This is a genomic window from Mycolicibacter senuensis (genome assembly GCF_002101885.1).
Classification (GTDB): Bacteria; Actinomycetota; Actinomycetes; order Mycobacteriales; family Mycobacteriaceae; genus Mycobacterium; species Mycobacterium senuense.
Window position 1 is genome coordinate 31,933 of record NZ_LQPS01000010.1, and the last position, 25,815, is coordinate 57,747.

General features: G+C 69.1%; 34 protein-coding genes. 17 read left to right on the forward strand and 17 right to left on the reverse strand.

Features of this window, described 5'->3' with window-relative positions:
• The first annotated feature begins 4 nt into the window (after positions 1-4).
• Together AWC24_RS01485 and AWC24_RS01490 are read left to right on the forward strand one after the other, a co-directional pair.
• Positions 5-817, forward strand: coding sequence for an alpha/beta fold hydrolase (locus tag AWC24_RS01485; protein WP_085081739.1), 813 nt, complete (start codon positions 5-7; stop codon positions 815-817).
• A complete protein-coding gene (locus tag AWC24_RS01490) occupies positions 805-1,101 on the forward strand; it encodes an MGMT family protein (protein ID WP_085081740.1) in 297 nt (98 codons plus the stop codon). The genes AWC24_RS01485 and AWC24_RS01490 overlap by 13 nt, the downstream gene beginning before the upstream one ends.
• Before the next feature lie 13 nt (positions 1,102-1,114).
• Here AWC24_RS01490 and AWC24_RS01495 read toward each other — a convergent pair whose 3' ends face one another.
• From AWC24_RS01495 to AWC24_RS01505, 3 genes are all read right to left on the reverse strand, one after another.
• Complete coding sequence (locus tag AWC24_RS01495) at positions 1,115-1,969, reverse strand: TIGR02569 family protein (RefSeq protein WP_085081741.1); 855 nt, start codon at positions 1,967-1,969, stop codon at positions 1,115-1,117.
• Positions 1,970-2,019: 50 nt separating this feature from the next.
• Positions 2,020-3,198 carry an adenylyltransferase/sulfurtransferase MoeZ gene (moeZ, locus tag AWC24_RS01500; protein ID WP_085081742.1) on the reverse strand — a complete coding sequence of 393 codons (1,179 nt, stop codon included), beginning with the start codon at positions 3,196-3,198 and terminating at the stop codon, positions 2,020-2,022.
• A gap of 123 nt (positions 3,199-3,321) precedes the next feature.
• Positions 3,322-4,356, reverse strand: coding sequence for a DUF3152 domain-containing protein (locus tag AWC24_RS01505; RefSeq protein WP_085081743.1), 1,035 nt, complete (start codon positions 4,354-4,356; stop codon positions 3,322-3,324).
• A gap of 202 nt (positions 4,357-4,558) precedes the next feature.
• Between AWC24_RS01505 and fasR the strand changes: the two genes are divergently transcribed.
• Positions 4,559-5,245 carry an HTH-type transcriptional activator FasR gene (gene fasR / locus AWC24_RS01510; RefSeq protein WP_085081744.1) on the forward strand — a complete coding sequence of 229 codons (687 nt, stop codon included), beginning with the start codon at positions 4,559-4,561 and terminating at the stop codon, positions 5,243-5,245.
• Here the strand turns inward: fasR and AWC24_RS01515 are convergent.
• On the reverse strand, positions 5,242-5,499 hold the full coding sequence (locus tag AWC24_RS01515; RefSeq protein WP_085081745.1) for a DUF3107 domain-containing protein: 258 nt from the start codon (positions 5,497-5,499) through the stop codon (positions 5,242-5,244). The genes fasR and AWC24_RS01515 overlap by 4 nt on opposite strands.
• A gap of 99 nt (positions 5,500-5,598) precedes the next feature.
• Positions 5,599-6,294, reverse strand: a complete 696-nt coding sequence (locus tag AWC24_RS01520) for a ferritin-like fold-containing protein (protein WP_085081768.1) — start codon at positions 6,292-6,294, stop codon at positions 5,599-5,601.
• A gap of 253 nt (positions 6,295-6,547) precedes the next feature.
• Here AWC24_RS01520 and AWC24_RS01525 point away from each other — a divergent pair, with 253 nt between their 5' ends.
• Together AWC24_RS01525 and AWC24_RS01530 are read left to right on the forward strand one after the other, a co-directional pair.
• Positions 6,548-8,074, forward strand: coding sequence for a DEAD/DEAH box helicase (locus tag AWC24_RS01525; protein WP_085081769.1), 1,527 nt, complete (start codon positions 6,548-6,550; stop codon positions 8,072-8,074).
• A gap of 15 nt (positions 8,075-8,089) precedes the next feature.
• The gene (locus AWC24_RS01530; protein ID WP_085081746.1) at positions 8,090-9,325 is read left to right on the forward strand and encodes an Rv3212 family protein; all 1,236 of its coding nucleotides are present in this window, start codon (positions 8,090-8,092) and stop codon (positions 9,323-9,325) included.
• 36 nt (positions 9,326-9,361) lie between these two features.
• Here the strand turns inward: AWC24_RS01530 and AWC24_RS01535 are convergent, their stop codons facing one another.
• Positions 9,362-10,165: a ParA family protein gene (locus tag AWC24_RS01535; protein ID WP_407663438.1), complete on the reverse strand. Its 804-nt coding sequence runs from the start codon at positions 10,163-10,165 to the stop codon at positions 9,362-9,364.
• 88 nt (positions 10,166-10,253) lie between these two features.
• Here AWC24_RS01535 and AWC24_RS01540 point away from each other — a divergent pair, with 88 nt between their 5' ends.
• Both AWC24_RS01540 and AWC24_RS01545 read left to right on the forward strand, forming a co-directional pair.
• Entirely contained in the window at positions 10,254-10,859 is a 606-nt protein-coding gene (locus tag AWC24_RS01540; RefSeq protein ID WP_085081747.1) for an acid phosphatase, read from the forward strand.
• Positions 10,860-10,912: 53 nt separating this feature from the next.
• Positions 10,913-11,971 carry an isochorismate synthase gene (locus AWC24_RS01545; protein ID WP_085081771.1) on the forward strand — a complete coding sequence of 353 codons (1,059 nt, stop codon included), beginning with the start codon at positions 10,913-10,915 and terminating at the stop codon, positions 11,969-11,971.
• Here AWC24_RS01545 and AWC24_RS01550 read toward each other — a convergent pair.
• Positions 11,919-12,323: a hypothetical protein gene (locus AWC24_RS01550; protein ID WP_085081748.1), complete on the reverse strand. Its 405-nt coding sequence runs from the start codon at positions 12,321-12,323 to the stop codon at positions 11,919-11,921. The two genes, AWC24_RS01545 and AWC24_RS01550, sit on opposite strands and share 53 nt — an antisense overlap.
• 55 nt (positions 12,324-12,378) lie before the next feature.
• On the opposite strand from AWC24_RS01550, the gene AWC24_RS01555 reads away from it, so the two are divergent.
• Complete coding sequence (locus AWC24_RS01555; RefSeq protein WP_085081749.1) at positions 12,379-13,344, forward strand: diacylglycerol/lipid kinase family protein; 966 nt, start codon at positions 12,379-12,381, stop codon at positions 13,342-13,344.
• 258 nt (positions 13,345-13,602) lie between these two features.
• Entirely contained in the window at positions 13,603-13,857 is a 255-nt protein-coding gene (locus tag AWC24_RS01560) for a WhiB family transcriptional regulator (protein WP_013829861.1), read from the forward strand.
• A 74-nt stretch (positions 13,858-13,931) separates the two neighbouring features.
• Here the strand turns inward: AWC24_RS01560 and pdtaS are convergent, their stop codons facing one another.
• The gene (gene pdtaS, locus AWC24_RS01565; RefSeq protein ID WP_085081750.1) at positions 13,932-15,419 is read right to left on the reverse strand and encodes a two-component system sensor histidine kinase PdtaS; all 1,488 of its coding nucleotides are present in this window, start codon (positions 15,417-15,419) and stop codon (positions 13,932-13,934) included.
• Between the two features lie 29 nt (positions 15,420-15,448).
• Positions 15,449-15,664, reverse strand: coding sequence for a biotin/lipoyl-binding carrier protein (locus AWC24_RS01570; protein ID WP_085081772.1), 216 nt, complete (start codon positions 15,662-15,664; stop codon positions 15,449-15,451).
• Between the two features lie 263 nt (positions 15,665-15,927).
• Between AWC24_RS01570 and AWC24_RS01575 the strand changes: the two genes are divergently transcribed.
• Entirely contained in the window at positions 15,928-16,332 is a 405-nt protein-coding gene (locus AWC24_RS01575) for a hypothetical protein (protein WP_085081751.1), read from the forward strand.
• Positions 16,333-16,454: 122 nt separating this feature from the next.
• Positions 16,455-16,529: a 50S ribosomal protein bL37 gene (locus tag AWC24_RS23460; protein WP_011728008.1), complete on the forward strand. Its 75-nt coding sequence runs from the start codon at positions 16,455-16,457 to the stop codon at positions 16,527-16,529.
• 32 nt (positions 16,530-16,561) lie between these two features.
• On the opposite strand, the gene rsrA is transcribed toward AWC24_RS23460, so the two are convergent.
• On the reverse strand, positions 16,562-16,858 hold the full coding sequence (gene rsrA, locus AWC24_RS01580; RefSeq protein WP_085081752.1) for a mycothiol system anti-sigma-R factor: 297 nt from the start codon (positions 16,856-16,858) through the stop codon (positions 16,562-16,564).
• Positions 16,855-17,502 carry a sigma-70 family RNA polymerase sigma factor gene (locus AWC24_RS01585; protein ID WP_170307866.1) on the reverse strand — a complete coding sequence of 216 codons (648 nt, stop codon included), beginning with the start codon at positions 17,500-17,502 and terminating at the stop codon, positions 16,855-16,857. Before AWC24_RS01585 ends, rsrA begins: the two co-directional genes overlap by 4 nt.
• 200 nt (positions 17,503-17,702) lie before the next feature.
• On the opposite strand from AWC24_RS01585, the gene AWC24_RS01590 reads away from it, so the two are divergent.
• The gene (locus tag AWC24_RS01590) at positions 17,703-18,212 is read left to right on the forward strand and encodes an aminoacyl-tRNA deacylase (protein ID WP_085081753.1); all 510 of its coding nucleotides are present in this window, start codon (positions 17,703-17,705) and stop codon (positions 18,210-18,212) included.
• Positions 18,213-18,235: 23 nt separating this feature from the next.
• On the opposite strand, the gene AWC24_RS01595 is transcribed toward AWC24_RS01590, so the two are convergent.
• The 4 genes from AWC24_RS01595 to AWC24_RS01610 form a co-directional block, all read right to left on the reverse strand.
• Complete coding sequence (locus AWC24_RS01595) at positions 18,236-18,784, reverse strand: anti-sigma factor antagonist (protein WP_085081754.1); 549 nt, start codon at positions 18,782-18,784, stop codon at positions 18,236-18,238.
• A gap of 24 nt (positions 18,785-18,808) precedes the next feature.
• The gene (locus tag AWC24_RS01600; RefSeq protein ID WP_085081755.1) at positions 18,809-19,123 is read right to left on the reverse strand and encodes an aminopeptidase; all 315 of its coding nucleotides are present in this window, start codon (positions 19,121-19,123) and stop codon (positions 18,809-18,811) included.
• Between the two features lie 86 nt (positions 19,124-19,209).
• Positions 19,210-19,383: a CsbD family protein gene (locus AWC24_RS01605; RefSeq protein ID WP_085081756.1), complete on the reverse strand. Its 174-nt coding sequence runs from the start codon at positions 19,381-19,383 to the stop codon at positions 19,210-19,212.
• A 93-nt stretch (positions 19,384-19,476) separates the two neighbouring features.
• Positions 19,477-20,232, reverse strand: a complete 756-nt coding sequence (locus AWC24_RS01610) for a TetR/AcrR family transcriptional regulator (protein WP_085081757.1) — start codon at positions 20,230-20,232, stop codon at positions 19,477-19,479.
• Between the two features lie 221 nt (positions 20,233-20,453).
• Between AWC24_RS01610 and AWC24_RS01615 the strand changes: the two genes are divergently transcribed.
• The 4 genes from AWC24_RS01615 to AWC24_RS01630 are packed head-to-tail and all read left to right on the forward strand — an operon-like array spanning position 20,454 to position 24,188.
• Complete coding sequence (locus AWC24_RS01615) at positions 20,454-21,188, forward strand: SDR family NAD(P)-dependent oxidoreductase (protein ID WP_085081758.1); 735 nt, start codon at positions 20,454-20,456, stop codon at positions 21,186-21,188.
• A 41-nt stretch (positions 21,189-21,229) separates the two neighbouring features.
• Entirely contained in the window at positions 21,230-22,405 is a 1,176-nt protein-coding gene (locus AWC24_RS01620; RefSeq protein WP_085081759.1) for an acyl-CoA dehydrogenase family protein, read from the forward strand.
• Positions 22,406-22,419: 14 nt separating this feature from the next.
• The gene (locus AWC24_RS01625; RefSeq protein ID WP_085081760.1) at positions 22,420-23,562 is read left to right on the forward strand and encodes an acyl-CoA dehydrogenase family protein; all 1,143 of its coding nucleotides are present in this window, start codon (positions 22,420-22,422) and stop codon (positions 23,560-23,562) included.
• The gene (locus AWC24_RS01630; protein ID WP_085081761.1) at positions 23,562-24,188 is read left to right on the forward strand and encodes a TetR/AcrR family transcriptional regulator; all 627 of its coding nucleotides are present in this window, start codon (positions 23,562-23,564) and stop codon (positions 24,186-24,188) included. The genes AWC24_RS01625 and AWC24_RS01630 overlap by 1 nt, the downstream gene beginning before the upstream one ends.
• On the opposite strand, the gene AWC24_RS01635 is transcribed toward AWC24_RS01630, so the two are convergent.
• Together AWC24_RS01635 and AWC24_RS01640 are read right to left on the reverse strand one after the other, a co-directional pair.
• On the reverse strand, positions 24,161-24,814 hold the full coding sequence (locus tag AWC24_RS01635) for a CoA transferase subunit B (RefSeq protein WP_085081762.1): 654 nt from the start codon (positions 24,812-24,814) through the stop codon (positions 24,161-24,163). The two genes, AWC24_RS01630 and AWC24_RS01635, sit on opposite strands and share 28 nt — an antisense overlap.
• Positions 24,811-25,587, reverse strand: a complete 777-nt coding sequence (locus tag AWC24_RS01640) for a CoA transferase subunit A (protein ID WP_085081763.1) — start codon at positions 25,585-25,587, stop codon at positions 24,811-24,813. The genes AWC24_RS01635 and AWC24_RS01640 overlap by 4 nt, the downstream gene beginning before the upstream one ends.
• Positions 25,588-25,605: 18 nt before the next feature.
• Between AWC24_RS01640 and AWC24_RS22640 the strand changes: the two genes are divergently transcribed.
• Positions 25,606-25,815: hypothetical protein (locus AWC24_RS22640; protein WP_207568292.1), on the forward strand; the 210-nt coding region annotated here is incomplete at its 3' end.

The following is a 25,815-nucleotide window of genomic DNA, read 5'->3' on the forward strand; positions in this document are numbered from 1 at the left end:
ACGGGTGAATTCCGATCATCGGCTGCACGTGCACCGCTACGGCCCACCCGGCCCGATCCGGCTGTTGGCGGTGCACGGCTTGACCGGCCACGGGGCCCGCTGGCGACACGTCGCCGCGCAGCTGCCTGAAACCACCGTAGCCGCACCGGATCTGATCGGTCACGGACACTCGTCATGGGCGGCCCCGTGGACCATCGACGCCAACGTGGCGGCCCTGATCGGATTGCTCGAGCACGGCGCCGACGGCCCCGTCGCGGTCGTCGGGCATTCCTTCGGCGGGGCGATAGCGCTGCATCTGGCTGCGGCGCGCCCCGACCTGGTCGGTTCGGTGGTGCTGCTCGACCCGGCGATCGGCCTGGACGGCGAGTGGATGGCCGAGATCGCCGCGGCGATGCTGGCCTCCCCGGACTACCCCGACGCCGCGGAGGCCCGCGCCGAGAAGGCCGACGGGGGCTGGTCGGATGTGGAGCCGGCGCTGCTCGACGCCGAACTCGACGAACACCTGGTGGCATTGCCCGGCGGGCGGTTCGGCTGGCGGATCAGCGTGCCGGCGATGATGTCGTACTGGAGCGAGTTGGCCCGGCCCGTCGTGCTGCCCCGATCGACGCCGACGACGCTGCTGCGCGCCACCAGCACCTCGCCGCCATATGTGGGCGCAAGGCTCATCGAGGCCCTGCAGACGCGGCTCGGCACGAATTTCGAGCTGGTGGACCTTGACTGCGATCACATGGTGGATCAGGCCCGGCCCGCCGAGGTGGCGGCCGTGATCCACGACCTGCTGGCCGGCAACCGGGAGCCCGCCCCGTGGCGGCGGTGACCGACGAGCAGATGGAGCGGGTGCGCGCACTGGTCCTCGGCATCCCGGCCGGCCGGGTCGCCACCTACGGCGACATCGCCTCCGCGGCAGGGCTTTCCAGCCCGCGAATCGTCGGCTGGGTGCTGCGGGTCGACGGTTCCGACCTGCCGTGGCATCGGGTGATCAGGGCATCCGGGCGACCGGCAACCCACCTGCACACCGAACAACTCGACCGGCTTCGCGCCGAAGGGGTGCCGACCGTCGACGGCCGCGTGGATCTGCGCGCCGCACGTCACCGATTCTGACCCGGCCCCGGCGTCAGAGCGCCAGCCGCACCAGCGCGGCGGTGCGGGCCAGCCCCGGGAACGCCTCCGCGGTCGACCGCGGGTGCAGCGCATGTACGGCGAGCCGGAACATCAACGCGCGCAACAGCATCTGTGGCCACTCGGGCAGTGACTCCCAACGTTCGATCAGCCCGTCGTCGGCATCCCCCCACGACAGGGCGTCTACCACCACGACTCCGGCGGCCCAGGACGCCGGGCGCCAGTACGGCGTGATGTCGGTGATACCGGGTGCCGCAGCACCGGAGAACAGCACCGTGCCGTAGAGGTCGCCGTGCACCAGCTGGCTGGAACCCTTGGTGGGCTTGCGCAACGTGGCGAGCTGATTGATCAGGTCGATGGAGCGCTGGCCGTCCACCGAGCCCGGGGCCAACCGGGCGCCGGCCTGCAGCGAGGCGAACGGCTTCTCCTCCCACGCGGCCCGATCAGCGGCGATGAACACATCGACGTCGGCCCATGGCGCCACCGGCGCCTGGGTGAGGAACCGGGGCCGTTCCAGCTTGGCGGTGGCCTCGTGCAACCGAACCGCCGCCGAGACCACTTCGTCGTGGCGCGGCTCGGGGTTGCCCGCCACGAACGTGTCGGCCCGCCACCCCGACACCACATAGCGACCGTCGGTGGAGCGCACCGGCCGGGCCAGCCGGATGCCGTCGGCGAACAGCGTTTCGCGCACCTTTGCCGACCAGGCCGCCCTGGCATGGTCGGCAACCATCGACACCACCACTTCCCCGCACTTCCAGCCGTCTTCCCACCCGGCACCCAGCGGGGTGGGCTCCACACTGCGAAGGCCGAAAGTCGCCAGCACGTGCTCGGGCGGCGGCTCGACAGTCACGCGACAACTCTATGCCGTCAAACTCAGGGCGTCGGGGAGCCTCGCCGGGATCAATACATCACCATGTCGGGCTGCATCGCCTTGGCCCACGCCACAATTCCACCCTGCAGATGGACCGCGTCGGCGAAACCGGCCTTCTTCAGGGTGGCCAGGGCCGCCGCCGAGCGGACGCCGGTCTTGCAGTACAGCACCGACATCCGGTCCTGCGGCAGGGTCGCCAGACCCTCGCCGGAGTTGAGCGTCGACTGCGGCACCAACCGGGCGCCCTCGATGTGGTTGATCTCCCACTCCGCCGGCTCACGCACGTCGATCAGCTCCAGTTGCTGCCCGGAGTCCAGCAGCTCACGCAGCTCGGCCGGGGTGATGGTGGACCCGGCGGCCGCCTCGGCCGCATCCGCGGAGACCACCCCGCAGAACGCCTCGTAGTCGATCAATTCGGTGATCTTGGGCGTGGACGGATCCTTGCGGACTCGAATGGTGCGGTAGCTCATCTCCAGCGCGTCATAGATCAGCAGCCGTCCCAGCAACGACTCCCCGATCCCGGTGATCAACTTGATCGCCTCGGTGCCCATCACCGACCCGACCGACGCGCACAGCACCCCCAGCACGCCCCCCTCGGCGCACGACGGCACCATTCCCGGCGGCGGCGGCTCGGGGTACAGATCGCGGTAATTGAGTCCCCGACCGTCCGGTGCGTCCTCCCAGAAGACCGAGACCTGCCCCTCGAAACGGAAGATCGAGCCCCACACGTACGGCTTGTGCGCCAGCGCCGCGGCATCGTTGACCAGGTAGCGGGTGGCGAAGTTGTCGGTGCCGTCCAGGATCAGGTCGTAGGATTCGAACAGCTGCACGGCGTTGGACGGGTCCAGCCGCATCTGGTGCAACCGGACCTCCACCAGCGGGTTGACCGCGTTGATCGAGTCGCGGGCGCTCTCGGCCTTGGCCCGGCCGACGTCGGCGACCCCGTGGATGACCTGCCGTTGCAGGTTGGATTCGTCGACGACATCGAAATCGATGATCCCGATGGTCCCGACGCCGGCGGCCGCCAGGTACAGCAGCGTCGGTGCGCCCAGTCCCCCGGCTCCGATCACCAGCACACGGGCGTTCTTGAGCCGTTTCTGTCCCTGCACGCCCACGTCCGGGATGATCAGGTGCCGGCTGTAGCGCTCCACCTCATCGCGCGTCAGCTCGCCGGCGGGCTCCACCAGCGGCGGCAGTGATCTCGACACCGCACAATCTCCTCGAAGTCGTCTTCGTCATCAATCACAGCAGCTGGTGGGGACAACGACAAACGCACCACGAAGCTTCCCGGGCCCGGCCGTGGGGTCCGGCAGCCGGCTCCGGCGATCGGTTCAGGCGATCGGGGCCGGCCACGGGTTGAACCGGCAGGTCTTCCCGTCGGGCTTGACCCAGTCCGGGTCGAACTTCGCCGCGTCGTCATTGGAGGTGCCGAACGTCTGCTGCATCATCACCGGCGCCAGGCCGTCCTGCCGCTCGCACGGCTCGTGATGCTGATAGCCCAGGGCGTGGCCGACCTCGTGGTTGATCAGGTACTGCCGGTAGGAGCCGATGTCACCCTGGAACGGCACCGCGCCGCGAACCCAGCGGGCCTCGTTGATGAACACCCGAGGTTCGGACCGCGCACCGTAGGACGGGTTGTAGCACGACGCTTCCAGCGGAATCTCGTAGCCGCAGCCTTCCCGAACGGTCAGCGGCGAGGTCAGCGAGATCCGGAAATCGGGTTCGACACCGCTGGTCGCGTCGACCCGCACGAACCCGATCTGCGGAGTGTGCGTCCACCCCTTGGGATTACGCAACGTCTGGTCGACCATCCGGGCGAACGCCTCGTCACCGCCGAAGGCGGTCGTGTCGATGCCGTTCTCCACCTCGATGGTGTAGGCGAACACCTTCTCGGTGCCGTGGCCGAACTGCGGCTGCGTGCCCGCAATGACGTGCCAGGTCATGGCACCGGCCTCGGTGAACGGCCCGCCGTCGGGCAACATCCCGGTCGGCAGGTTGACGTCGAATTCGGTGAGTCCCCGCGGCGGCGCGCCGATGATCGAGGTGCCGGCCGATCCGATCGTCGGCGGGCCCTGGACCGGCTCGTCGGAGTCCTGGGCTCGCACCCCGGTGCCGGTCACGGTCTGATACACCACCACCACGGTGAGCACCATCAGGACCGGCAGTGCGTAGGCACGCCAGCCGTAGGTGGACACGAAACTGCCCAGCCGGGTCTGCTTGCGCCACTGCCGGTGGACGTCGCGGTCAGAGCGCAACCGCCCGGCGCCGGCGGCGAGTGGATCGCGCTGCGCGCGCAGGGGTTCGCGGAAGCGATCCCGAAGCACCGGGGCTCGACCGCCGCCGCGTTGCCCCGGGTCGTAGGTCACCGTCCCAGAATGACACAACCACCGCGAGCTGGGACTCTTCGCCGCGCCATGTCGGGGCGCCGCGAACCTGCCGCAGCAGGCCGGCGTCGCCTTGGTGGATGTCGCTGGCGGATCCGACGGGGGCAGCGCGTAGTCTCGCTCTCACGCACCGGCCGTCGGGCGCTCATTGCCACCGGCCGGCCGAACCCGGATTGAGGAGTCGATGAGCAAACCGATCGACACGGCCGAGCGCGGTGGCGGCAAGTCGGCCGGCCGCGGCTCAGGCGGCACCAAGGCGCCGGCGACCACCGGCCGTCGGGGCAGCCGGCTGCCGCGCGACGAGCGACGCGGACAGCTGCTGATCGCGGCCAGTGAGGTGTTCGTCGACCGCGGCTACCACGCCGCCGGGATGGACGAGATCGCCGACCGGGCGGGCGTCAGCAAACCGATCCTCTACCAGCACTTCGCGTCGAAACTGGAGCTGTACCTGGCGGTGCTGGGCCGCCACGTGGAGAACCTGGTCTCCGGGGTGCGCCAGGCCTTGCGGACCACCACCGACAACCGTCAGCGGCTGCGGTCGGCGGTGCAGGCGTTCTTCGACTTCATCGAGCACGACGGCCAGGGCTACCGGCTGATCTTCGAGAACGACAACGTCGCCGAGCCGCAGGTCGCGGTCCAGGTGCGGGTGGCGACCGAATCGTGCATCGACGCGATCTTCGATCTGGTCAGCCACGACTCCGGCCTCGACCCGCACCGCGCCCGCATGGTCGCCGTGGGGCTGGTCGCCATCAGTGTGGACTGCGCCCGCTACTGGCTCGACAGCGATCGGCCGATCACCAAGGAAGACGCCGTCGAGGGGACGGTCGCGTTCGCCTGGGGCGGGCTGTCACACGTGCCCCTGACCCGCTAAGCGGAATTGGCTCCGGCAGCGGCGTCGGAGCCGATCCCGAACCCGACCCGCCGGCTGTCGGCGGCGCCGATCTCCACATAGGCGATCTTGGCTGCCTGCACCAGGAACCGGCGCCCCTTCTCGTCGGTGAGGGCCAGCAAGTCCGTGCCCTTGCCCAGCGCGGCGGTGACGAGTTCCTCGACCTCATCGGGCGTCTGCGCGCTGTTGATGACCAGTTCGCGCGAGCTGTCGGTGACCCCGATCTTGACCTCCACGCCGGCCCCTTTCGTTTGCGTTGGGCGTTGTCAAGCAGGCTAGTGGACGGGCACCCGGTTGGCGCGCACCGGCCGTTCGCCCACGGCGATACGCGGCCGCTACGCCAGGCCCAGTTCGCGCATCCGCTCGTCATGGGTGTGCTGGATGCGGTCGAAGAACCCGGCCAGGTGCGCCAGCCCGGCCGCTCCGGCGACCACCAGGTCGACGAGTTCGTCGTGGTCGGCCAACACGTACTGGGCCTGGGTGATGGCCTCCCCGAGCAGCCGGCGCGACCACAACGCCAGCCGGCTGCGCTGTTTGGCGCTGGAGGTCACCGCACCCCGCACCTCGTTGACGACGAACTGGGAGTGCTTGGTCTCGGCCAGCACCGCGCGCACCACGTCGGCCACCTCGTCGGGGAGGCCGTGGGCGATCTGCAGGTAGAAGTCGGCGGCCATCGCGTCACCGACATAGGTCTTGACCAGTGCCTCCAGCCAGGTGCTGGGCATCGTCAGCCGATGGTAATTGTCAAGGGCGGTGGCGTATTTCGACATCGCCTCCACCACGTCGACACCGCGTGCGTCGAGTGCTTGCCGCAGCAATTCGAAGTGGCCCATCTCCGCAGCGGCCATCGCGGCCATCGAGATCCGGCCGCGCAGATCGGGCGCCATGCGGGCTTCGTCGGTGAGCCGGTAGAACGCCGCCACCTCGCCGTAGGCCAGCACGGCGAAAAGCTCGTTGACGCCGGGATGATCGGCGGACAGTCGCGGTGGGGAAGGCTGCGCTTCGGCGTCGGTCGAGGGAACCGAATTCATCACCACACTGTAGGCGTTCCGCGGCGGTGCACCGATGCCCGGCCCGACCAGGTAGTATGACAGCCGGGCAGTGCCTATTCGGCGCTCCCGCGCAATGTGCGTACACGCGGTTGGCCCGCCTCCTCGGCGAGTGCAGGGCCCCCGACGGTGCTCTCGATGATGGGCAAAGTATCGACTGTCACAGCGTGTGCGCCCGGACCAGCACGCGATCGACTTTCATACCGCGCCGACTTCGAAAGGCACCTGCCAGCGCATGACCCCGCTTATCTCCACCACTCGACCCACCTCTCCGCCGACCTTCACCGAACTGGGCGTCCGCGACGAGATCGTCCGCGCTCTCGCCGAGGACGGCATCGAGCACGCCTTCGCGATCCAGGAGCTGACGTTGCCGCTGGCCCTGGCCGGCGATGACCTGATCGGTCAGGCCCGCACCGGTATGGGCAAGACCTTCGGCTTCGGCGTCCCGCTGCTGCAGCGGGTCAGCACCGGCACCGACCGGCCGCTGACCGGCATTCCGCGGGCGCTGGTGGTGGTGCCCACCCGTGAGCTGTGCATCCAGGTCTCCGGCGACCTGGCCGACGCGGCGAAATACCTGACCGCCGGGGACCGGCCGTTGTCGGTGCAGGCCATCTACGGTGGCCGGCCCTACGAGCCGCAGATCGAGGCGCTGCAGGCCGGCGCGGACGTCGTGGTGGGCACCCCGGGCCGGCTGCTCGACCTGGCCCAGCAGGGCCACCTGCAGCTGGGCGGACTCACGGTGCTGGTGCTCGACGAAGCCGACGAGATGCTGGACCTGGGCTTTCTGCCCGACATCGAGCGCATCCTGGCCCGCATCCCCGATGACCGGCAGTCGATGCTGTTCTCGGCGACCATGCCCGGCCCGATCATCACGCTGGCCCGCAGCTTCATGAACCAGCCCACCCACATCCGCGCCGAGGCGCCGCACTCCTCGGCGGTGCACGACGCCACCGAGCAGTTCGTCTACCGGGCCCACGCGCTGGACAAGGCCGAGCTGGTCGCCCGGGTGCTGCAGGCCCGCGGCCGGGGCGCCACGATGATCTTCACCCGCACCAAGCGGACGGCGCAGAAGGTCGCCGACGATCTCGGTGAGCGCGGGTTCAAGGTCGGCGCGGTACACGGTGACCTCAACCAGGTGGCCCGCGAGAAGGCCCTCAAGGCGTTCCGCACCGGCGACATCGACGTGCTGGTCGCCACCGACGTGGCGGCCCGCGGCATCGACATCGACGATGTCACCCACGTCATCAACTACCAGTGCCCCGACGACGAGAAGACCTACGTGCACCGCATCGGCCGCACCGGCCGCGCCGGCAAGACCGGGGTGGCGGTCACGCTGGTCGACTGGGACGAGCTGGCCCGCTGGACGATGATCGACAAGGCGCTGAGCCTGCAGTGCCCGGACCCGGCGGAGACCTACTCCAGCTCACCGCATCTGTTCACCGAGCTGAACATCCCCACCGACGCCAGCGGCACCATCGGCCAGGCGCGCCGGTCACCGGCCAAGCGGGCCGAGGGCGGCGACCGTGAGCGCCGCGAGAGCTCGGCCGACCGGCAGCGGGCGCCCCGCAACCCCGACCGGTCCCGGCGGCGTACCCGCGGCGGCCAGGCATCCGGCGGGGACACTTCGGCTCCGGCCTCCCGGACCGGTGAGCCCGGCGAGACCAGAACCGCCGGTTCCTCCGACGACAACGGCCAGGCCGCACCGCGCCGCCGCCGTCGCCGGCGGCCGAGCAAGGCCGCGGCCGCGGCGAACGGCAACTGAGCCGGCCGCACTGAGATGGTGCGACCGGAGCGCCGCACCGCCGGCGATGTGCTGGCCGCGGCGGTGATCGCGGTCGTGGTCGTCGCCGCCGGGGTGATCATCTGGTGGACCAGTGACGCCCGCGCGACGGTCAGCCGGCCTGCGTCGGATGAAGCGACCACTCCGCAGTCGGCCGCCATGGTGCCAGCCGCCCTGAACCAACTGTGGACGGCGGCCAGCCCGGTCACCCGGGCCCCGGTGATGGTCTCCGGCACGGTGATCACCGGCGAGGGGCCGCAGCTGACCGGCCGCGACCCGGCCACCGGCGAGCAACGCTGGAGCTATGCCCGCGACGTCGACCTGTGCGGCGTGTCGTGGATCTACCGCTATGCCGTCGCGGTGTACCCCGACTCCCGCGGCTGCGGCCAGGTCAGCACCGTCATCGCCGGGACCGGCCGGCGAGGACCGGCCCGGACCAGTTACGCCGACCGCAGCGTGATCGTCACCTCCGAGGGAAGCTCGGTGCTCTCGGCCGGCAGCACCCGGCTGGAACTGTGGCGCTCGGACCTGGTCCGGGTGCTGTCCTACGGGGAGATCGACGCCCGGGTGAAGCCGACGGCCCGCGGCCGCGGCCAGGGCTGCACGCTGGTGTCGGCGGCGGCGGCCTCCTCGGCGGTCTCGGTGCTCGAGGCCTGCCCCGGGCAGGTCGATCTGCAGTTGACGCTGTTGCGCGCCGGCAAGGAAGAAGACGAACCGGAGACCCAGCATGTCCCGCAGCCGGGCGTGGCCGCCGATTCCGGCGCCCGGGTGCTCACGGTGACCGACTCCGACTCCGGCGTCAACACCGCGGTCTATCTGCCCGCCCCGCAGCCGCGTGTCGAAGTGGTCGACCAGACCGGCACCACCATCGCCAAGACGATGCTGCCGGCAAAGCCCAGCGCCGCCAGCGCCGCCGTGTCGGTGTCGCGGCCCACCGGGCTGGTCTGCTGGTGGACCGGCGATGCGGTGATGGTGTTCGACTCGGGAACCCTCACCTATCGCTACACCGTCCCGGCGGCCGGTGCCGCGGTTCCGTTGGGGCCGGCGGCGATGATGGCCGACCGTCTGCTGATCCCGGTGATCGGCGGGGTCGGCGTCTTCAACCAGCGCACCGGCGCCGCCGAACGTGTCATCCCGGTCAGCCGCCCCGCCGGGGTGACGACGGTGTTCCCGGCGGTGTCGGGTCCGACGGTGCTGGAGCAGCGCGGCGACACTGTGGTCGCGCTGGGCTGAACCGCGCACCGGCGCGCTCGCCGCAAGGGGGCGCGGCTAGACCTCCGGGGTGAAGGTGGGCAGCGCCTTGCCGTTCTTCCAGTACTTGAGCAGCGCTTCGGCCAGCTCCCGATAGGCTTGGGCGCCTTTGTTCTTGCGGGCCGCGATCACCGACGCGCCCGACGCGCTGGCCTCGGCGAAGCGCACGGTGCGCGGGATCGGCGGAGCCAGAACCGCCAGGTCGTAGCGGTCGGCGATGTCGAGCAACACGTCGCGGCTGTGGGTGGTGCGCGAGTCGTACAGCGTGGGCAACGCGCCGAGCAGGCGCAGTTTCGGGTTGGTGATCTGCTGGACGTCGTCGACGGTGCGCAGGAACTGGCCGACACCGCGATGGGCCAGGGTCTCGCACTGCAACGGCACGATCACCTCGCCGGCCGCGGTGAGCCCGTTGAGGGTGAGCACCCCCAGCGAGGGCGGGCAGTCGATGACGGCGACGTCGAACTGGGCGTCGAACTCGCCGTCCAGCTTGGCCAGCGCCCGCTGCAGGGCGTACTCGCGGCCGGCCCGCATCAACAGCATCGCCTCGGCGCCGGCCAGGTCGATGTTGGCCGGAAGCAACGTCATACCCTCGTCGGTCGACACCAGCGCGGTGTTGGGCTCCACCTCACCGAGCAGCACCTCGTGCACCGACACCGGCAGCTTGTCGGGGTCGTGTCCCAGGGAGAAGGTCAGACAGCCCTGCGGATCGAGGTCGACCAGCAGCACCCGCCGGCCCAGTTCTGTCATCGCCGCGCCCAGCGACGCCACCGTCGTGGTCTTGGCCACGCCGCCCTTCTGGTTGGCAACCGCCAAGATTCGCATGCCCGTCACACAGGCCATACTGGCACGCCTTGCGGCCCGGCAGCACCAAACGCTGGTCGGTGTCCGTCGTCGGGCAGAATCGACGGGCGTGGGCATCGAGGAGCACCGACTGCTGCTACTGCGCCACGGCGAAACCGAGTGGTCGAAAAGTGGACGGCACACCGGCCGCACCGAATTGGAGCTGACCGAGACCGGCCGGCGCGAAGCGGTCGCCGCCCGCGCAATGCTGGCGAAACTGCGGTTGGACAACCCGTTCGTGGTGTGCAGCCCGCGCCGCCGCGCCCAACTGACCGCCGAACTCGCCGGGCTGCACGTCGACGAAGTCTCCGACGACCTCGCCGAATGGGACTACGGCCGCTATGAAGGCCTTACCACCGCGCAGATCAGGGAATCCGAATCGGACTGGCTGGTCTGGACGCACGGCAGTGCGGGGGGCGAGTCGGTGGCACAGGTCAGCGATCGCGCCGACCGGGCGGTCGCGGCGGCATTGCGACTGCTGGTCTCACGCGATGTGGTGTTCGTCGGTCACGGTCATTTCTCCCGGGCGGTGATCACCCGCTGGCTCGAGCTGCCGCTGGCCGACGGTGCGCGCTTCGGTATGACCGCGGCCTCGCTCGCGGTCTGCGGCTTCGAGCACGGGGTGCGCCAGCTCACCGCCCTCGGGCTGACTGGTCCGAAGGCCGCGGGGCTTTGACGGCACCGGCATTCGTCCTGTCCGGACCGGCCGGGACGCTGGTGGCCGACGGGATGGCCGCCGGCTTCTGCGATGTGGGTGCCGCGCGGGCCGCGCTGACCTCCGGCGAGGCGCCGATCGTGGTGGGCGCGTTGCCATTCCGGCCGGGCGCCGCCGCCGCTCTGTTCGTGCCCGACCGGGTGCGCCACGACCAGACGCTGCCGGCCGGGCCCGCGGCGGCACTGCCCGCGGTGCGTATCGCCGCGCAGCTGCCCGGCCCCGACGAGCACCGCGACCGGATTCGCCGTGCCCTGCAAGAGTTGACCGCAGCAAACGGTGTCCTACGCAAAGTGGTGTTGGCCCGCAGTCTGCGGCTGGCCGCCGACGCGCCGTTGCACCCGGACGCGGTGCTGCGCCGATTGGCCGCCGCCGACCCGAGCGGCTACGGCTATCTGGTCGACCTGAGCACCGCCGGGGACGCCTATGCCGGGGCTGTTCTGGTGGGCGCCAGCCCCGAGTTGCTGGTGGCCCGCGACGGCGACCGGATCACCTGCCGGCCGTTCGCCGGCTCGGCGCCGCGCTCCCCCGACCCGGCCGTCGACGCCGCCAACGCGGCCGCATTGGCCGATTCCGGCAAGAACCGCCATGAACACCAACTGGTCGTCGACCAGTTGCGTACCGCACTCGAGCCGCTGTGCAGCGAACTTGACATCGCAGGAGAGCCACGGCTGACCGGAACCGCCGCGGTCTGGCATCTGAACACCCCGATCACCGGTCGGCTCCGCGACACCGCCACCACCGCACTGGATTTGGCGTTGGCACTGCATCCCACCGCGGCGGTCGGCGGGGTTCCGACGGCGGCCGCGATCGATCTCATCGCAGAGCTGGAGGGCGAACGCGGCTTCTACGCCGGCGCGGTCGGCTGGTGCGACGCGAACGGTGACGGCCGGTGGGTGGTGTCGATCCGCTGCGCACAACTGTCCGCCGACCGGCGGTCCGCACTGGCGCATGCCGGCGGCGGGATCGTCGCGGGATCGAACCCCGATGATGAACTGGCCGAAACGGTGACGAAGTTCAGCACTATCCTGTCGGCGCTGGGCGTTGCGCCGCCCAGCGCAGCGCGGCGGGGCTGAACAGCGCCGCCAGCACCGCCGCCGCGGCGATGCCGACCATCGCGCCGTAACCCCACCGGTGTGAGCCGACTCCCATGTACCAGGCCACCGGAAGCAGCGACAGGTTGGCGAACACCGCGACGCCGCGTCCGACCCGCCGGCCCCGCCGCAACGCCCAGCCGGCGGCCAGCACCGCGGCGCCGATAAGCGCGAACCACGCCGCGGTGCCGTACCCGCTGGCCATCCGCTGATCGACGCCGGCCACCGCCCGCACCACCAGCACCACGGCGACAACCAGAAAGGCCGCGCCCTGCACCGCGACGATCAGGCCCGCAGCGCGCACGGCGCGGGGTGGGTCGGCGACGGCGTTCACGTCGCCAGCCTAGCCACCCCGCAGTAGGCGCCGGATGCCCATAGACTGATATCCCGTGCGTGCCGTGCTGATCGTCAATCCCAATGCCACCTCGACGACCCCGGCCGGCCGTGACCTGCTGGCCCACGCCCTCAAGAGCCGGCTCGAGCTGAGCGTGGTGCACACCGATTACCGCGGTCACGCCATCGAGATCAGCCAGGCCGCCGCCCGCGACGGGATCGACCTGGTCATCGCGCACGGCGGCGACGGAACCGTGCACGGCGTGGTCAACGGGTTGCTCGGGGCGCCCGGTTCGGCGCCGCCGAAACACCTGCCCGCGGTGGCGGTGGTGCCGGGCGGCTCGGCGAACGTCTTCGCACGCTCGCTGGGGATCGCCGGCGACCCGACCGTCGCCACCAACCAGCTGATCGGGTTGCTCAACGGGCCCGGCGGCCAACCGAGTTGGCGTCGGATCGGACTCATCGACTGCGGTGAGCGGTGGTCGGTGCTCAACGCCGGCATGGGTGTCGACGGCGAAGTGGTGGCCGCCGTCGAAGCCGAACGTGAGAAGGGGCACGCCGTCACCCCGCTGCGCTATGTCCGCGCCGCGGTGCCCGCCGTGCTGGCCACCACCCGCCGCGCCCCGACGCTGACGCTGCAACTGGGCGGGGCTGCGCCGGTCGCCGGTGTGCACTTCGTGTTCATCTCGAACTGCGCTCCGTGGACCTACGCCGATGAGCGGTGTGTGTGGACCAATCCGGACACCACGTTCGAGGGCGGCATGGGGGTGTTCGCCACCACCAGCATGAAGGTGCTGCCCACCTTGCGACTGGTCCGCCAGATGCTGTCGAAGCGGCCGAAACTGCGCGCCAAGCAACTCATCCGCGACGACGACGTGCCCGCGCTGCGGGTCGACGCCGGCGACACACCGATCGCCACTCAGATCGATGGCGAATACCTCGGATTGCGAAGTGAGATGACGTTCCGTGCGGTTCCCGACGCCCTGAACGTCGTCGCTCCGGCACGAAAAAATCCTGGTTGACCTGCGCAGACAGTTGCTTCATCAGTCGATGAGCACACAGTTGACCCCACTGTAGTACACGTCGGTGCCGTGACAGTCGGCAGCCCCGCGCAAGGGTGACGTTGGCCACGTGATAACGCATACTCTTGACATCTGTCGAAGCTGTGAAACGATCAAGCGATCGGATGCAAGCCGTAATCATTTCTTGCGCCGCTTATAACAGTCGAAAAGCAAAGAGTTGCGCGCCGCGCTGCGCTCAGAGTGAGGAGTTGGAGACCTATGGATTGGCGCCACAAGGCGGTCTGTCGCGACGAGGATCCGGAGCTGTTCTTCCCGGTGGGAAACAGCGGGCCGGCGCTCGCTCAGATCGCTTCCGCTAAGCAGGTCTGCACCCGGTGCCCGGTGGTCACCGAGTGCCTTACCTGGGCGCTGGAGACCGGCCAGGACGCCGGTGTGTGGGGCGGAATGAGCGAGGACGAGCGGCGGGCGCTCAAGCGCCGCAACGCTCGCACGCGGGCGCGCAGCGGGGTCTGACCCGAGCAGACAGCGACGACGCGGCTCCGACCTGGTCGGGGCCGCGTCGTTTTGCGCCGGGACCGCCCGGCGTCTCACAGCGCCTGGCGGTTCCGTCGGCTTCCGACGGGAATGCGAAGCACCATCTCGGTCCCGCCCCCCGGGGCATCGCGTGCGGTCAGCGAGCCGTTGAGCTCCGCCGAGACCAGGGTGTTGACGATCTGCAGACCGAGCCGGTCGGAGGTCTCCAGGCTGAACGCGGCAGGCAGGCCGTGGCCGTCGTCGTGCACCACCACGTCCAGCCAGCGCGCCGACCGTTCGGCCCGGATCGTCACATCCCGCCGGTCGGCATCCGCGTCGAAGGCGTGCTCGATGGCGTTCTGCACCAGTTCGGTGATCACCATGGTCAGTGCGGTCGCCCGGTCGGCGTCGAGTGCTCCCAGGGTCCCCGTCCGGGCGACGTGGATCGGGGTGTCGACACTGGCGACGTCGTTCATCATCGGCAGGATCCGGTCGATCACCTCGTCGAGATTCACCACCTCGTCGACCGACATCGACAGCGCCTCGTGCACCACCGCGATCGACGACACCCGTCGCACCGATTCCAGTAGCGCCTCGCGCCCCTCGCTGCTGGTTGTGCGGCGCGCCTGCAGCCGCAGCAGCGCCGACACGGTCTGCAGGTTGTTCTTCACCCGGTGATGTATCTCGCGGATCGTGGCGTCTTTGGACAGCAGGGCGCGGTCCCGTCGCTTGACCTCGGTGACGTCGCGAACCAGCACGGCGGCCCCGGCCGGCCGGCCGTGCACGATCAACGGCAGCGTGCGCAGCAGCACCACCGCGCCGGCCGCGTCGACCTCGAACCGCATACTCGCTCCGCCGGCCAGTGAGTCCGCGATGTGCTCGGCCAGTTCGTGCGCCTCGAACGTGTCCGAGATCAGCGGCCGGGTGACGGCCACCAGGTCGTGGCCGGCCAGCTCGGCGGCCAGGCCCATCCGGTGATACGCCGACACCGCGTTCGGGCTGGCGTAGCTGACCGTGCCGTCGACCCCGAGACGGATGAAGCCGTCGCCGACGCGGGGGCTCGAGCGGGACACCGCGATGTCACCGACGTCGGGGAAGGTGCCCTCGGAGAGCATGTGCACCAGATCAGCCGCGCAGTCGAGGTAGGCCGCCTCCAGCCGGCTGGATTCGCGCCCGGCCCGCAACGCGGTCTGGTGGGTCAGCACCGCCACCACCCGGTCGTCGTATCGAACCGGAACGGCTTCCATATCGCGTTGGCCCGCAATGCTTTCCCGCGCGATCACGCCTGAGGCGAATGCCCCGGCCACCAGTGGCATCCAGTCCGCGGCGGCCACCGTGCCGACGGCGTCGCTGAGCAGCACCGTGGGAGCGGTGTTGGGCCGGCACTGCGCCACACACACCAGCGCGCCGCCGGCGTCGGAGTCGCGGCGTACCCACATCAAGTAGTCGGCGAATGACAGGTCCGCCAGCAGTTGCCACTCCCCGACCACGGCGTGCAGGTGATCCACCGCATTGCCCGGCAATACGGTGTGTTCGGCAAGCAGGTCACCGAGGGTGGACATCGGTCACGACGCGCCGTGAGACGTTGCGATCAGCCGATCACGGCGATGAGATCGCCGGCCTGGATGACGTCGCCGACCTTCACAGCCACCTTGCTGACGGTGCCCGCGGTCTCGGCCAGCACCGGGATCTCCATCTTCATCGACTCCAGCAACACCACGGTGTCGCCCTCGTTGATCTGTTCGCCCTCGTGGACCACGACTTCGAGCACGCTGGCCACGATCTCCGCGCGAACGTCCTCGGCCATCTTCACCTCGTTCATCACCCAGTCAACGATTCCCTGATCCCCAAAATCCTTCGTCTTATGGAACCACAGCCCCCATCCGGGACTGAGCGGGGCGCACGGGTAAGCGAACTCCAAGACAAATAAGAAGACGTAGAGAGTTCGATCCGTGATCGTGTCGTGTTTCTCCTGTGACAATTGCATAGCACCGTTACTCGAGTGTTTCGAACGCGTGACGTATTCGCCGTGACGCGGCAAGAGTCGAAGTCGAACTTGAGGAGTAGCGCGTGTTGATTGTGAACCGATTTGCCAGCCCCCGGATCCGGTTGCCCCTGATCTGCGCCGGCGCGATGACGCTGGCCACGCTCGGATTCGGCGTCGCCTCGGCCAAAGCCGCCCCGGCGCTGGTCGACGACCCGATGCCGATTCCCGCTCCGATCGGCGCCCCGGCGCTGCCCGGACCGGCCGTAGGAGGCTCGTCGGCAGGCGTTAACGCCGCCAACTCCTTCCTGCAGGCGCTCAACGGCATGCTGAACCGCGTGGTGCCCGGGGTCGGGTCGATCATGCCGAGCGACGTCAGCTCGCTGACCCCGCCCGGCGCCGGGGCGCCCGGCGCGCCCGCGCTCGAGACGCCGCCGGCGCCGGTTGCGCCCGTGCCGCAGACCCTGGCGGGCTCGCGCACCTTCCACTGAGGCGCCGCAGCGTTGGGCGGCCGACGGGCCGACCGCGGTGGCGGGGCGCATGCCCCGCCACCGCGTCACACCCGGTCGTGTGAGAGACTTTCCAGCCGGAATACCTGCTAGGAGGGTGGATCATGGCAAAGCGTGGCCGCAAGAAGCGCGATCGCAAGCACAGCAAGGCCAACCACGGCAAGCGCCCCAACGCTTAAAACGCTGTCCGAGGCCTTCCCTGGCCGACCCGCTAGCCTTCGCGGTGGATGATCGTGGTGCGGCTGATCTCCAACCGGACCCGCTCGTAGAGTTGCCGCGGCGCCCGGTCGCCACTGCATTTGCGGGCGATCAGCGCCTTGATCCGTTCCTCGACCCCGTAGTGCCGCAGGCAGCCGGGGCATTCCTCGAGGTGCTGTCGCAGTTTGGCTCGGGTCTCGGCGGTGCATTCGCCGTCGAGCAACGTCCATACCTCGGCGATGACCTCGGAACAGTCGGCGGCCGGCCCGTCGGGCCCCGGCGTGGTGCAACCGCTGGTGTGCTCGGTCACGACGACACCTCCTCCGATTGACCGTCACGGATGAACCCGCGGTCGCGGGCGACGTCGGCCAACAGACTGCGCAACTGGCGCCTGCCGCGGTGCAGCCGCGACATCACCGTGCCGATCGGCGTTTCCATGATCTCGGCGATCTCCTTGTAGGGGAATCCTTCGACGTCGGCGTAGTACACCGCCATCCGGAAGTCTTCGGGAAGCTGCTGCAGCGCGTCCTTGATCTCGGTGTCCGGCAGCGACTCCAAGGCCTCGACCTCGGCCGAGCGCAGACCTGTCGACGAGTGCTGGGCGGTGGCCGCCAGCTGCCAGTCGGTGATCTCGTCCGTCGGGTACTCGGCCGGCTTGCGCTGCTTCTTGCGATAGCTGTTGATGTAGGTGTTGGTCAGGATCCGGTACAGCCAGGCCTTGAGGTTGGTGCCGTCCCGAAAGGACCGGAACCCGGAGTAGGCCTTGACCATCGTCTCCTGCAGCAGATCTTCGGCGTCGGCGGGATTGCGTGTCATGCGCAGCGCACCGCCGTAGAGCTGATCGAGCATCGGGATCGCGTCGCGTTCGAAGCGCGCCGTCAGCTGCTCGTCGGTCTCCTCGGAACGAACCGGGCCCTTCGTCTCGGTTTCGGTCGCACTGTCACCGTCAGCCATCTCGATCGCTGCTGTCCCTTCTGTCGCGCTGCCCACAACCGGCCCAGCCGATGACTCGATTTCCAGCAGACCGATCGCCATTGACACCCGGACTCCTTCTGTGATCCTAGGACTGTGATCGACAGCCGCGCGCACTGACCGCGCACTGCCTTGCTCAACAGCGTCGGTCACGACGCTATTTCCGGCCGTATCCTGGCCCGGTGAGTCGCGCGGCAACCCGGGCCATCGCCGCCCTTGTCGCCGCACAGGTGCCCCACGAGGTGCTGCGCTACCACCACGACCCGGACCAGCGCTCGTTCGGGGCCGAGGCCGTCGAGCACCTGGCGACCGCCGGGGCGTCCGGACTACGACCCGAACAGATCCTCAAAACCCTGATCGTGGAACTCGCCGGGGCACCGCCGCCCGCCTTGGCGGTCGCGGTCCTGCCGGTGCCGGCGACGCTGTCGCTGAAGGCCGTCGCCGCCGCGTTCGGGGCGTCCAGGGCGGGCATGGCCGACCCGGCGGTGGCGCAACGGGTGACGGGCTACGTGCTGGGCGGGATCTCGCCGTTCGGCCAGCGCAGGACGCTGCCGACGGTGGTGGACGCCTCCGCGTCGGGCTTCGAGAAGGTGCTGTGCAGTGCGGGGCAGCGCGGCTGGGACGTGGCGGTGGCCCCGGCGGATCTGATCCGGCTCACCGCTGCGCTCGTCGCCGACATCCGGACCCGGTGAGCGTCGCGCACCGGTCGCCCCGGCTAGACGCTGGATCCGCTGATCGGTCCCGGATCTTCCCGCGGTGGGTCTCCGAGCGCCTCGTCGATGGTCAGGCAGAACGCCAACTCGCTGTCGAGCCCCGCTGCGTGGACGATGCGGCCCACCAGCGGTTGGCTGCTCACCAACCGGAGGCTGACACCGCGTGGGCGGCACGTGGCCGATTCCTCGACCAGCACGGCGAACGCGCAGATGCCCATGAACTCGAGCCCGCTGGTATCGATGATCAGCGGCCCGGGGCCTTCGGTGACGGCGGCGGCCTCGTTCACCAGCCGCCGCCAGACCTCCACGTTGGACGCATCGACACTGCCGCTGGCGGAGACCACCAGCGCTGGTCCGCTGCGCTCCAGAGCGACACGAAGTTCCAGGTCCGGACGGGCCGGCATGGGGGCCAAGGCCTCGCCGAGCCGGGCGGGAAGATCGGTGACGGTGGCGATCGCACCGGCCCCGTCACTTGCCGTCCTGCCCGGTGCGGCCACCGAACCGAGCCATGCCGAACAGCGACCGAGTTTACGGCGTAAACCGAACAGCATGCGGATGAAGTTACGCCAGTTTGTTTACGTTGTAAACCCGGCTGCGGCGGCGATGGCTCCGATCGCCACCAGCGCGATCACCCAGGCGCGCCGGGTCGACAGCGAGGACCGGCATCCGGCCACGTAATTGGTGTGCGGACCACCCTGGCCGGCGATCACGGCGGTGGCCACGCTTTCGGCGTTGGCGTCCAGGGCGGCCGAGAAATCCGCGGCGACGGCATTGCCGCAGCCGATCGAGCCGCCGTCGCCATCGGCGACCGACACCGGCGCCAGCAACACGATCGCGCCCGCGAGCAACACCATCAGCGCCACCGGCCGCAGCAATCGCTGCACCGCCATCACGCTTCCCCTTCTTTCTGCCGCGACCCGAACGAGGCGCGCCCCGCCCGGATTCACCGTCGGGCGGGGCGCGCATTCTCACTGGCTCAGTCCTTGAAGGCGTCCTTGATGTTCTCGCCCGCCTTCTTCAGGCTGGACTTGCCCTGGTCGGTTTTGCCTTCGTTCCGGAGGTCGTCACTGCCGGTGACGTTGCCGACGGCCTCCTTGGCCTTGCCCGCAACGTCCTCCGCAGCGTTCCTCGCCTTGTCCGCCAGTCCCATCGTGAAACTCCTCCCACACTCGTAACAGACCTTGCGACAGGCAACATACCCAGGGCGTTTACACTGTAAACCTCCCGGTGCGGAGCGGGGACGTCAGCGCCGGGAGTGCAACAACTCGAGCCGGTCGAGCATGGCCTCCAGCGCCTCTTCGAACTCGATGCCGCTGTGGTCTTCGGACAACATCGGCTGCAGCCGCTGCAGGTGCGGATAACTCGTCAGGTCGCGGGCGGGACACTCGCCGGCCTCGAGGATGACCTCGTCGGGGTGAAGGTCGGCGCCGCGCGCCGACACCTCCAACAGCAGGTGTCCGATCAGGAACGTGGTGTAGGAGCGGTAGGCGTCCACGGCAGCCCCGTCGCCGAACCCGTAGGAGATCAGCGTGTCGAGGAAGCTTTCCATCCAGCGCAGGCTGCGCAGCGGCGGGCGAACCCACGGCGCTTCCGGGGCCTGGGTGGCGACCAGCGGGAAAACCTCCGGGTGGTCGAGGGCGATCTGGCGTACGCCGTGCGCGAGCCGCATCAGGTAGTCCTGCCAGCCGTCTTCTTGTCGCCGCGCGGCGAGTTGGTCGGCGTAGAGCCGATCGACGATGTGGTCGACGACCCCGGTCAGCAGGTCGCCGCGACTGTGCACGTAGCGGTACAGCGCCATCGCCTCGACTCCGCAGGCCGTCCCCAATCGGCGCATGGTCAACTTCGACAGGCCGTGGCGATCGATGAAGTCGATGGCCGTCTCCAGAATCGCGTCACGGCTCAACTGTGACAGCGGCCGGATCCCATCGACGATGTCGGCTCCGGCAGCGTCTGCCGGCCGCTGCGCACCGCGATCGTCGGCATCCACTTGACCACCCATTTCCCAACGACAACGACAACGAGTCAGTTTACGTCGTAAGCGCGGCCGGAGACACCGGAAGCATCGACCTCGCCTGACGGCCGCCTCAGTGTGGCGCTCTCGCTTGACACCGCCGCCGACCCGAATATACGTTCACAGTTAATGAATAATAATTCATTTCTCTTGAACTTGGCCTCATCCCGGCGCGCCGACCGGCCGGCCCCGAGGGCAGGAGTAACCGCATGAGTACCACGATCGCGCTGGTGACCGGCGCCGGCTCGGGCATCGGCAAGGCCATCGCCCTGGCGTTCGCGGGCCAAGGTGACCGGGTGGTGGCCGCCGATCTCGACCAGCCGGCCGCCGAGGCCACCGCCCAGGCATACCCGGAGCTCATCACCGCGCTGCCGGTGGATATCGCCGATCGCGCCCGGGTCGACGAACTGCGCGATCGCACCCACGCCGAGGTCGGTGTTCCCACCGTCGTGGTCAACGCGGCCGGATGGGATCGCACCGACCAATTCCTCAACGCCACCACCGAATTCGCCGAGAAGGTGGTGGCGATCAACTACCTCGGGCCGGTGCACTTGTGCGGTGCGTTCCTGCCCGGGATGATCGAGGCCGGCGGCGGTGGCCGGGTCGTGAACCTGGCCAGCGACGCCGGCCGGGTCGGCAGCTCCGGGGAGACGATCTATGCCGGCGCCAAGGGCGGTGTGATCGCACTGACCAAGTCACTGGCCCGGGAGATGGCGCGCCATCACATCACCGTCAACTGCGTCTGCCCCGGCCCCACCGACACCCCGCTGTTCGACGCCCAGCCGGAGAAGCTGAAAGAGGCGCTGGTCAAAGCGATTCCGTTCCGGCGGCTGGCCCGCCCCGAGGAGGTCGCCGCGCCGGTGCTGTTCTTCGCCTCGGATGCCGCCTCGTTCATCACCGGACAGGTGATCAGCGTCAGCGGTGGCCTCACCATGGCCGGCTGACCGGCAACACCTCATCAGCCCAACCAGTAAGGACGCCCCCGATGACCACACCCGCCTTCGACGAACTCGACCCGCTGAGCCTGGATTCGCTGCTGTCCGACGACGAGATCGCGGTGCGCGACACCGTCGCGAAGTTCTGCGCCGAGCACGTGCTGCCCCACGTCGGCGAATGGTTCGAGATCGGCGACCTGCCCGCCCGCGAACTGGCCCGCGAATTCGGCAAGCTGGGCCTGCTCGGGATGCACCTGCACGGCTACGGCTGCGGCGGCGCCTCTGCCGTGCACTACGGGCTGGCCTGCGTCGAACTCGAGGCCGCCGACTCCGGTATCCGCTCACTGGTGAGTGTGCAGGGCTCGCTGGCGATGTTCGCCATCCACCGCAACGGTTCCGAGGACCAGAAGCAGCGGTGGCTGCCGGGCATGGCCACCGGCGAGCTCATCGGCTGCTTCGGGCTGACCGAACCCGACGTCGGCTCCGATCCGGCCGCCATGAAGACCCGGGCCAGGCGCACCGGATCCGATTGGGTTCTCAACGGCCGCAAGATGTGGATCACCAACGGATCCATCGCCGACGTCGCCGTGGTGTGGGCGGCCACCGACGACGGCATCCGCGGCTTCGTCGTGCCCACCGACATCCCCGGGTTCACGGCGAACACGATTCACCACAAACTGTCCCTGCGAGCCTCTGTCACCAGCGAACTGGTGCTCGACGACGTGCGACTGCCCGCCGAGGCGATGCTGCCGCAGGCCCGCGGCGTCAGGGGGCCGCTGGAGTGCCTGTCCGAGGCCCGCTACGGAATCGTCTGGGGCGCAATGGGTGCGGCCCGCTCAGCCTGGCAGGCCGCCCGCGACTATGCCATGGCGCGTACCCAGTTCGGCAAACCGATCGCCGGTTTCCAGCTCACCCAGGCCAAACTCGTCGACACCGCCGTCGAGCTGCACAAGGGTCAGCTGCTCTCGCTGCACCTGGGACGGCTCAAGGACTCCGTCGGCCTGCGCCCCGAGCAGGTCAGCCTCGGCAAGCTCAACAACACCCGCGAAGCGATCGAGATCTGTCGCACTGCGCGAACCATCCTGGGCGGTAACGGGATCTCGTTGGAATACCCGGTCATCCGGCACATGGTCAACCTGGAGTCGGTGCTGACCTACGAGGGCACCCCGGAGATGCACCAGCTGGTGCTGGGCAAAGCCTTCACCGGGCTTGCGGCATTCAACTGACCAGGGCAACTCCGATGGCGCTGAGCTATACCCGAGAACATCAGCAGTTCCGCGAGACGGTCGCCGACTTCGTGCAGCGGACCGTCGTCGGGGCCCACCAGGACTGGGAGCGTTGCGGCGCGTGGGACCGCTCGCTGTTCACCATGGCCGGCGAGCTCGGTCTGCTGGGCTTCCCGGTACCCGAGGAGTTCGGCGGGCCCGGAGTGCACGACTACCGCTATCACGCGATCGTCATCGAGGAGTTGCAGCTGGCCGGCGCCGCCGCCGAAGCCGTCGCGTTCTCGCTGCAGAACGACGTGGTGCTGCCCTATCTGACCGACCTGACCACACCCGAGCAGCAGCGCCGCTGGCTGCCCGGCGTGGTGACCGGCGACACCGTGCTCGGGATCGCGATGACCGAACCCGGCGCCGGCAGCGACTTGGCCGGAATCCGCACCACCGCCCGCCGGGACGGCGACGACTACGTGGTCAACGGCACCAAGACGTTCATCTCCAACGGCCAGACCGGTGATCTGTTCGTGGTCGCGGTGCGCACCGGCGAGGACCGGCACCGGGGGCTGTCGCTGCTGGTGGTCTCCGGCGACACCCCGGGCCTTCACCGCGGGCGCAACCTGGAGAAGATCGGGCTGCACGCCCAGGACACCTCCGAGCTGTCCTTCGCCGACATGCGGGTGCCGGCCGCCAACCTGCTCGGTGCCGAAGGCCAGGGCTTCTACCAGCTGGTGCGCAACCTGCCCCAGGAGCGGCTGTCGCTGGGCGTCGGCGCGGTGGCCGCGGCCGAGGGCGTGCTGGCCCAGACCCTCGACTACGTCAAGGCGCGGCAAGCCTTCGGCTCCCCCATCGCGAGCTTCCAGAACACCCAGTTCGTGCTCGCCGAGATCGCCACCGAACTCGATGTGGCGCGCACCTTCCTCGACGACTGCATCGCGGCACACCTGGACGGCGAGCTGACCGCGGCACGGGCGGCCAAGTTGAAGTGGTGGAGTACCGAGTTGCAGGTCCGTACCGCCGACCGGTGCCTGCAGCTGTTCGGCGGCTACGGCTACATGCGCGAATACCCGGTGGCGCGAGCGTTCGTCGACGCCCGCATCCAGACCATCTACGGTGGCACGACCGAGATCATGAAGACGATCATCGCCAAGGACCTGGGCATCTGATGGCCATCGACTACGGCCGGTTGCCCGTCGAGGAGGCCGTCCGAGCGGCACGCACCGATTCCCGGCGCCGGCAGATCCTGGACGCCGCGGTGAACGTCATGCAGCAGACCGGCTTTCACCAGATGTCGATGCAGGATCTGGCGGCCGAGGCCAACGTCAGCGTCGGGCTGATCTACAAGTATTTCGGCGGCAAGGAGGATCTGCTGCTGGCGACGATCGTGCGGATCCAGGAGACATTCGCCGATCAGCTCGCCCCGGTCATCGCCGCGGCCGGCGCCGATCCGGTCGCGCAGTTGACCGCCGGAATCCGCCGCTACATCGAGATCGTCGACGAGAACCTCGACGCCGTCGTACTCACCTACCGGGAGAGCCGCACCCTGGACGCGGCCGGGCGCGCCCAGATCAAAGAGCTCGAGATCGCCACTGCGGCACCGCTACGCACCGTGATCGAGACCGGGATCGCCGCGGGAACATTCGCCGAGGTGGATGTGGATCTGATGGTGTTCGACATCATGCTGCTGGCCCACGGCTGGGCGCTCAAGCACTGGCACTTCGGCGAGTTGTACAGCCTCGACGACTACATCGGCCTGCAGACCCGCTACGCGCTCAACTCGCTGCTGCGCTGAGGGGTGACCGGCGCACCGGTCTTGGTCACCACCTCGTCGTAGCTCACGCCCGGTGCCAGTTCCACCACCGCGAAGCCGGCTCCGGTGACGTCGAACACCCCGAGATCGGTGATCACCCGGCTCACCACACCGCGGCCGGTCAGCGGCAGGTCGCAGCTCGTAACCAGTTTGGCGGCACCGGTTTTGGTGACGTGTTCGGTGAGTACGATCACCCGCTCGACACCGCTGACCAGATCCATCGCGCCACCCATGCCCTTGACCATGGCGCCGGGCACCATCCAGTTGGCCAGGTCGCCGTTGGCGGCGACCTGCATGGCGCCCAGCACGGCCGCGTCGACGTGCCCGCCGCGGATCATCGCGAAACTCATCGCCGAGTCGAAGAACGATGCCCCGGGCAGTACCGTGACGGTCTGCTTGCCGGCGTTGATCAGGTCCGGGTCGACCTCGTCGTCGTACGGGAACGGCCCGACACCGAGGATGCCGTTCTCGGCGTGCAGCGTGATGGTCGAACCCTCGGGCAGGTGGCCGGGAATCAGCGTGGGCAGACCGATGCCCAGGTTGACGTAGTCGCCGTCGTGCAGTTCCTGTGCCGCCCGGGCGGCCATCTGGTCGCGGGACCAGCTCATCTCGTGACCTCCCGTTCCCGGATGGTGCGCTTCTCGATGTCCTTGCGCGCCGACTGTTCCGGGGTGAGCGCCACGATTCGCTTGACGAAGATCCCGGGCAGGTGAACCGCGTCGGGGTGCAGTTCTCCGACTTCGACGACCCGCTCGGCCTCGACGATGGTGACCTGACCGGACATCGCTGCCGGCGGGTTGAAATTGCGTGCCGCCGCATGGAATTGACAGTTGCCCTCCCGGTCGGCGACCGCCGCGCGCACCAAGGCGTAGTCGGTGACGATGCCCTCTTCGAGCACCATGTCGGTGCCCCGGAAGTTGCGGACCTCCTTGGCCGGCGAGGCGAGCGCAATACGGCCGTCCGGGTGATACCGCCACGGCAGTCCGCCGTCGGCGACGGCGGTCCCCACCCCGGTGGGGGTGAAGAAGGCGCCGATGCCGCTGCCGCCGGCGCGCATCCGTTCGGCCAGGGTGCCCTGCGGGGTGAGTTCGACGGTCAGCTCACCGGACAGGTACTGGCGGGCGAATTCCTTGTTCTCCCCGACGTAGGAGGCAATGACCCGGCTGATGCGCCGCGCGTCGAGCAGCAGGCCCAGCCCGGCGCCGTCGACCCCGCAGTTGTTGGACACGATGGTCAAGTCGGTTGCGCCCTGTTCGAGCAGCGCCTCGATGAGAAACCACGGGATGCCGGCAAGCCCGAAACCACCGACGGCCAGGCTAGCGCCGTCCGGGATGTCGGCGACCGCCGCGGCGGCCGATTCGACCACTTTGTCCAGGCTCATGATTGCTCCAGGTGATCGATGCGTGCGGAAGAGATCGCGTTGTCAACAGTAGTGATTCGATTTCCGACGGCCCTTAGCCGTGGCCGCAGTTATCCACAACTAGCGGCTGCCCGAAAGCTCGGGCCACGAAATTCCGATACTATCGCAAGTATGTTCGAATCGAACTTGCCTTCGCCGGCCGCCCTCGGTGGTCTCGACAATGCGGGCCTGGTCGATGTCATGCAGAAC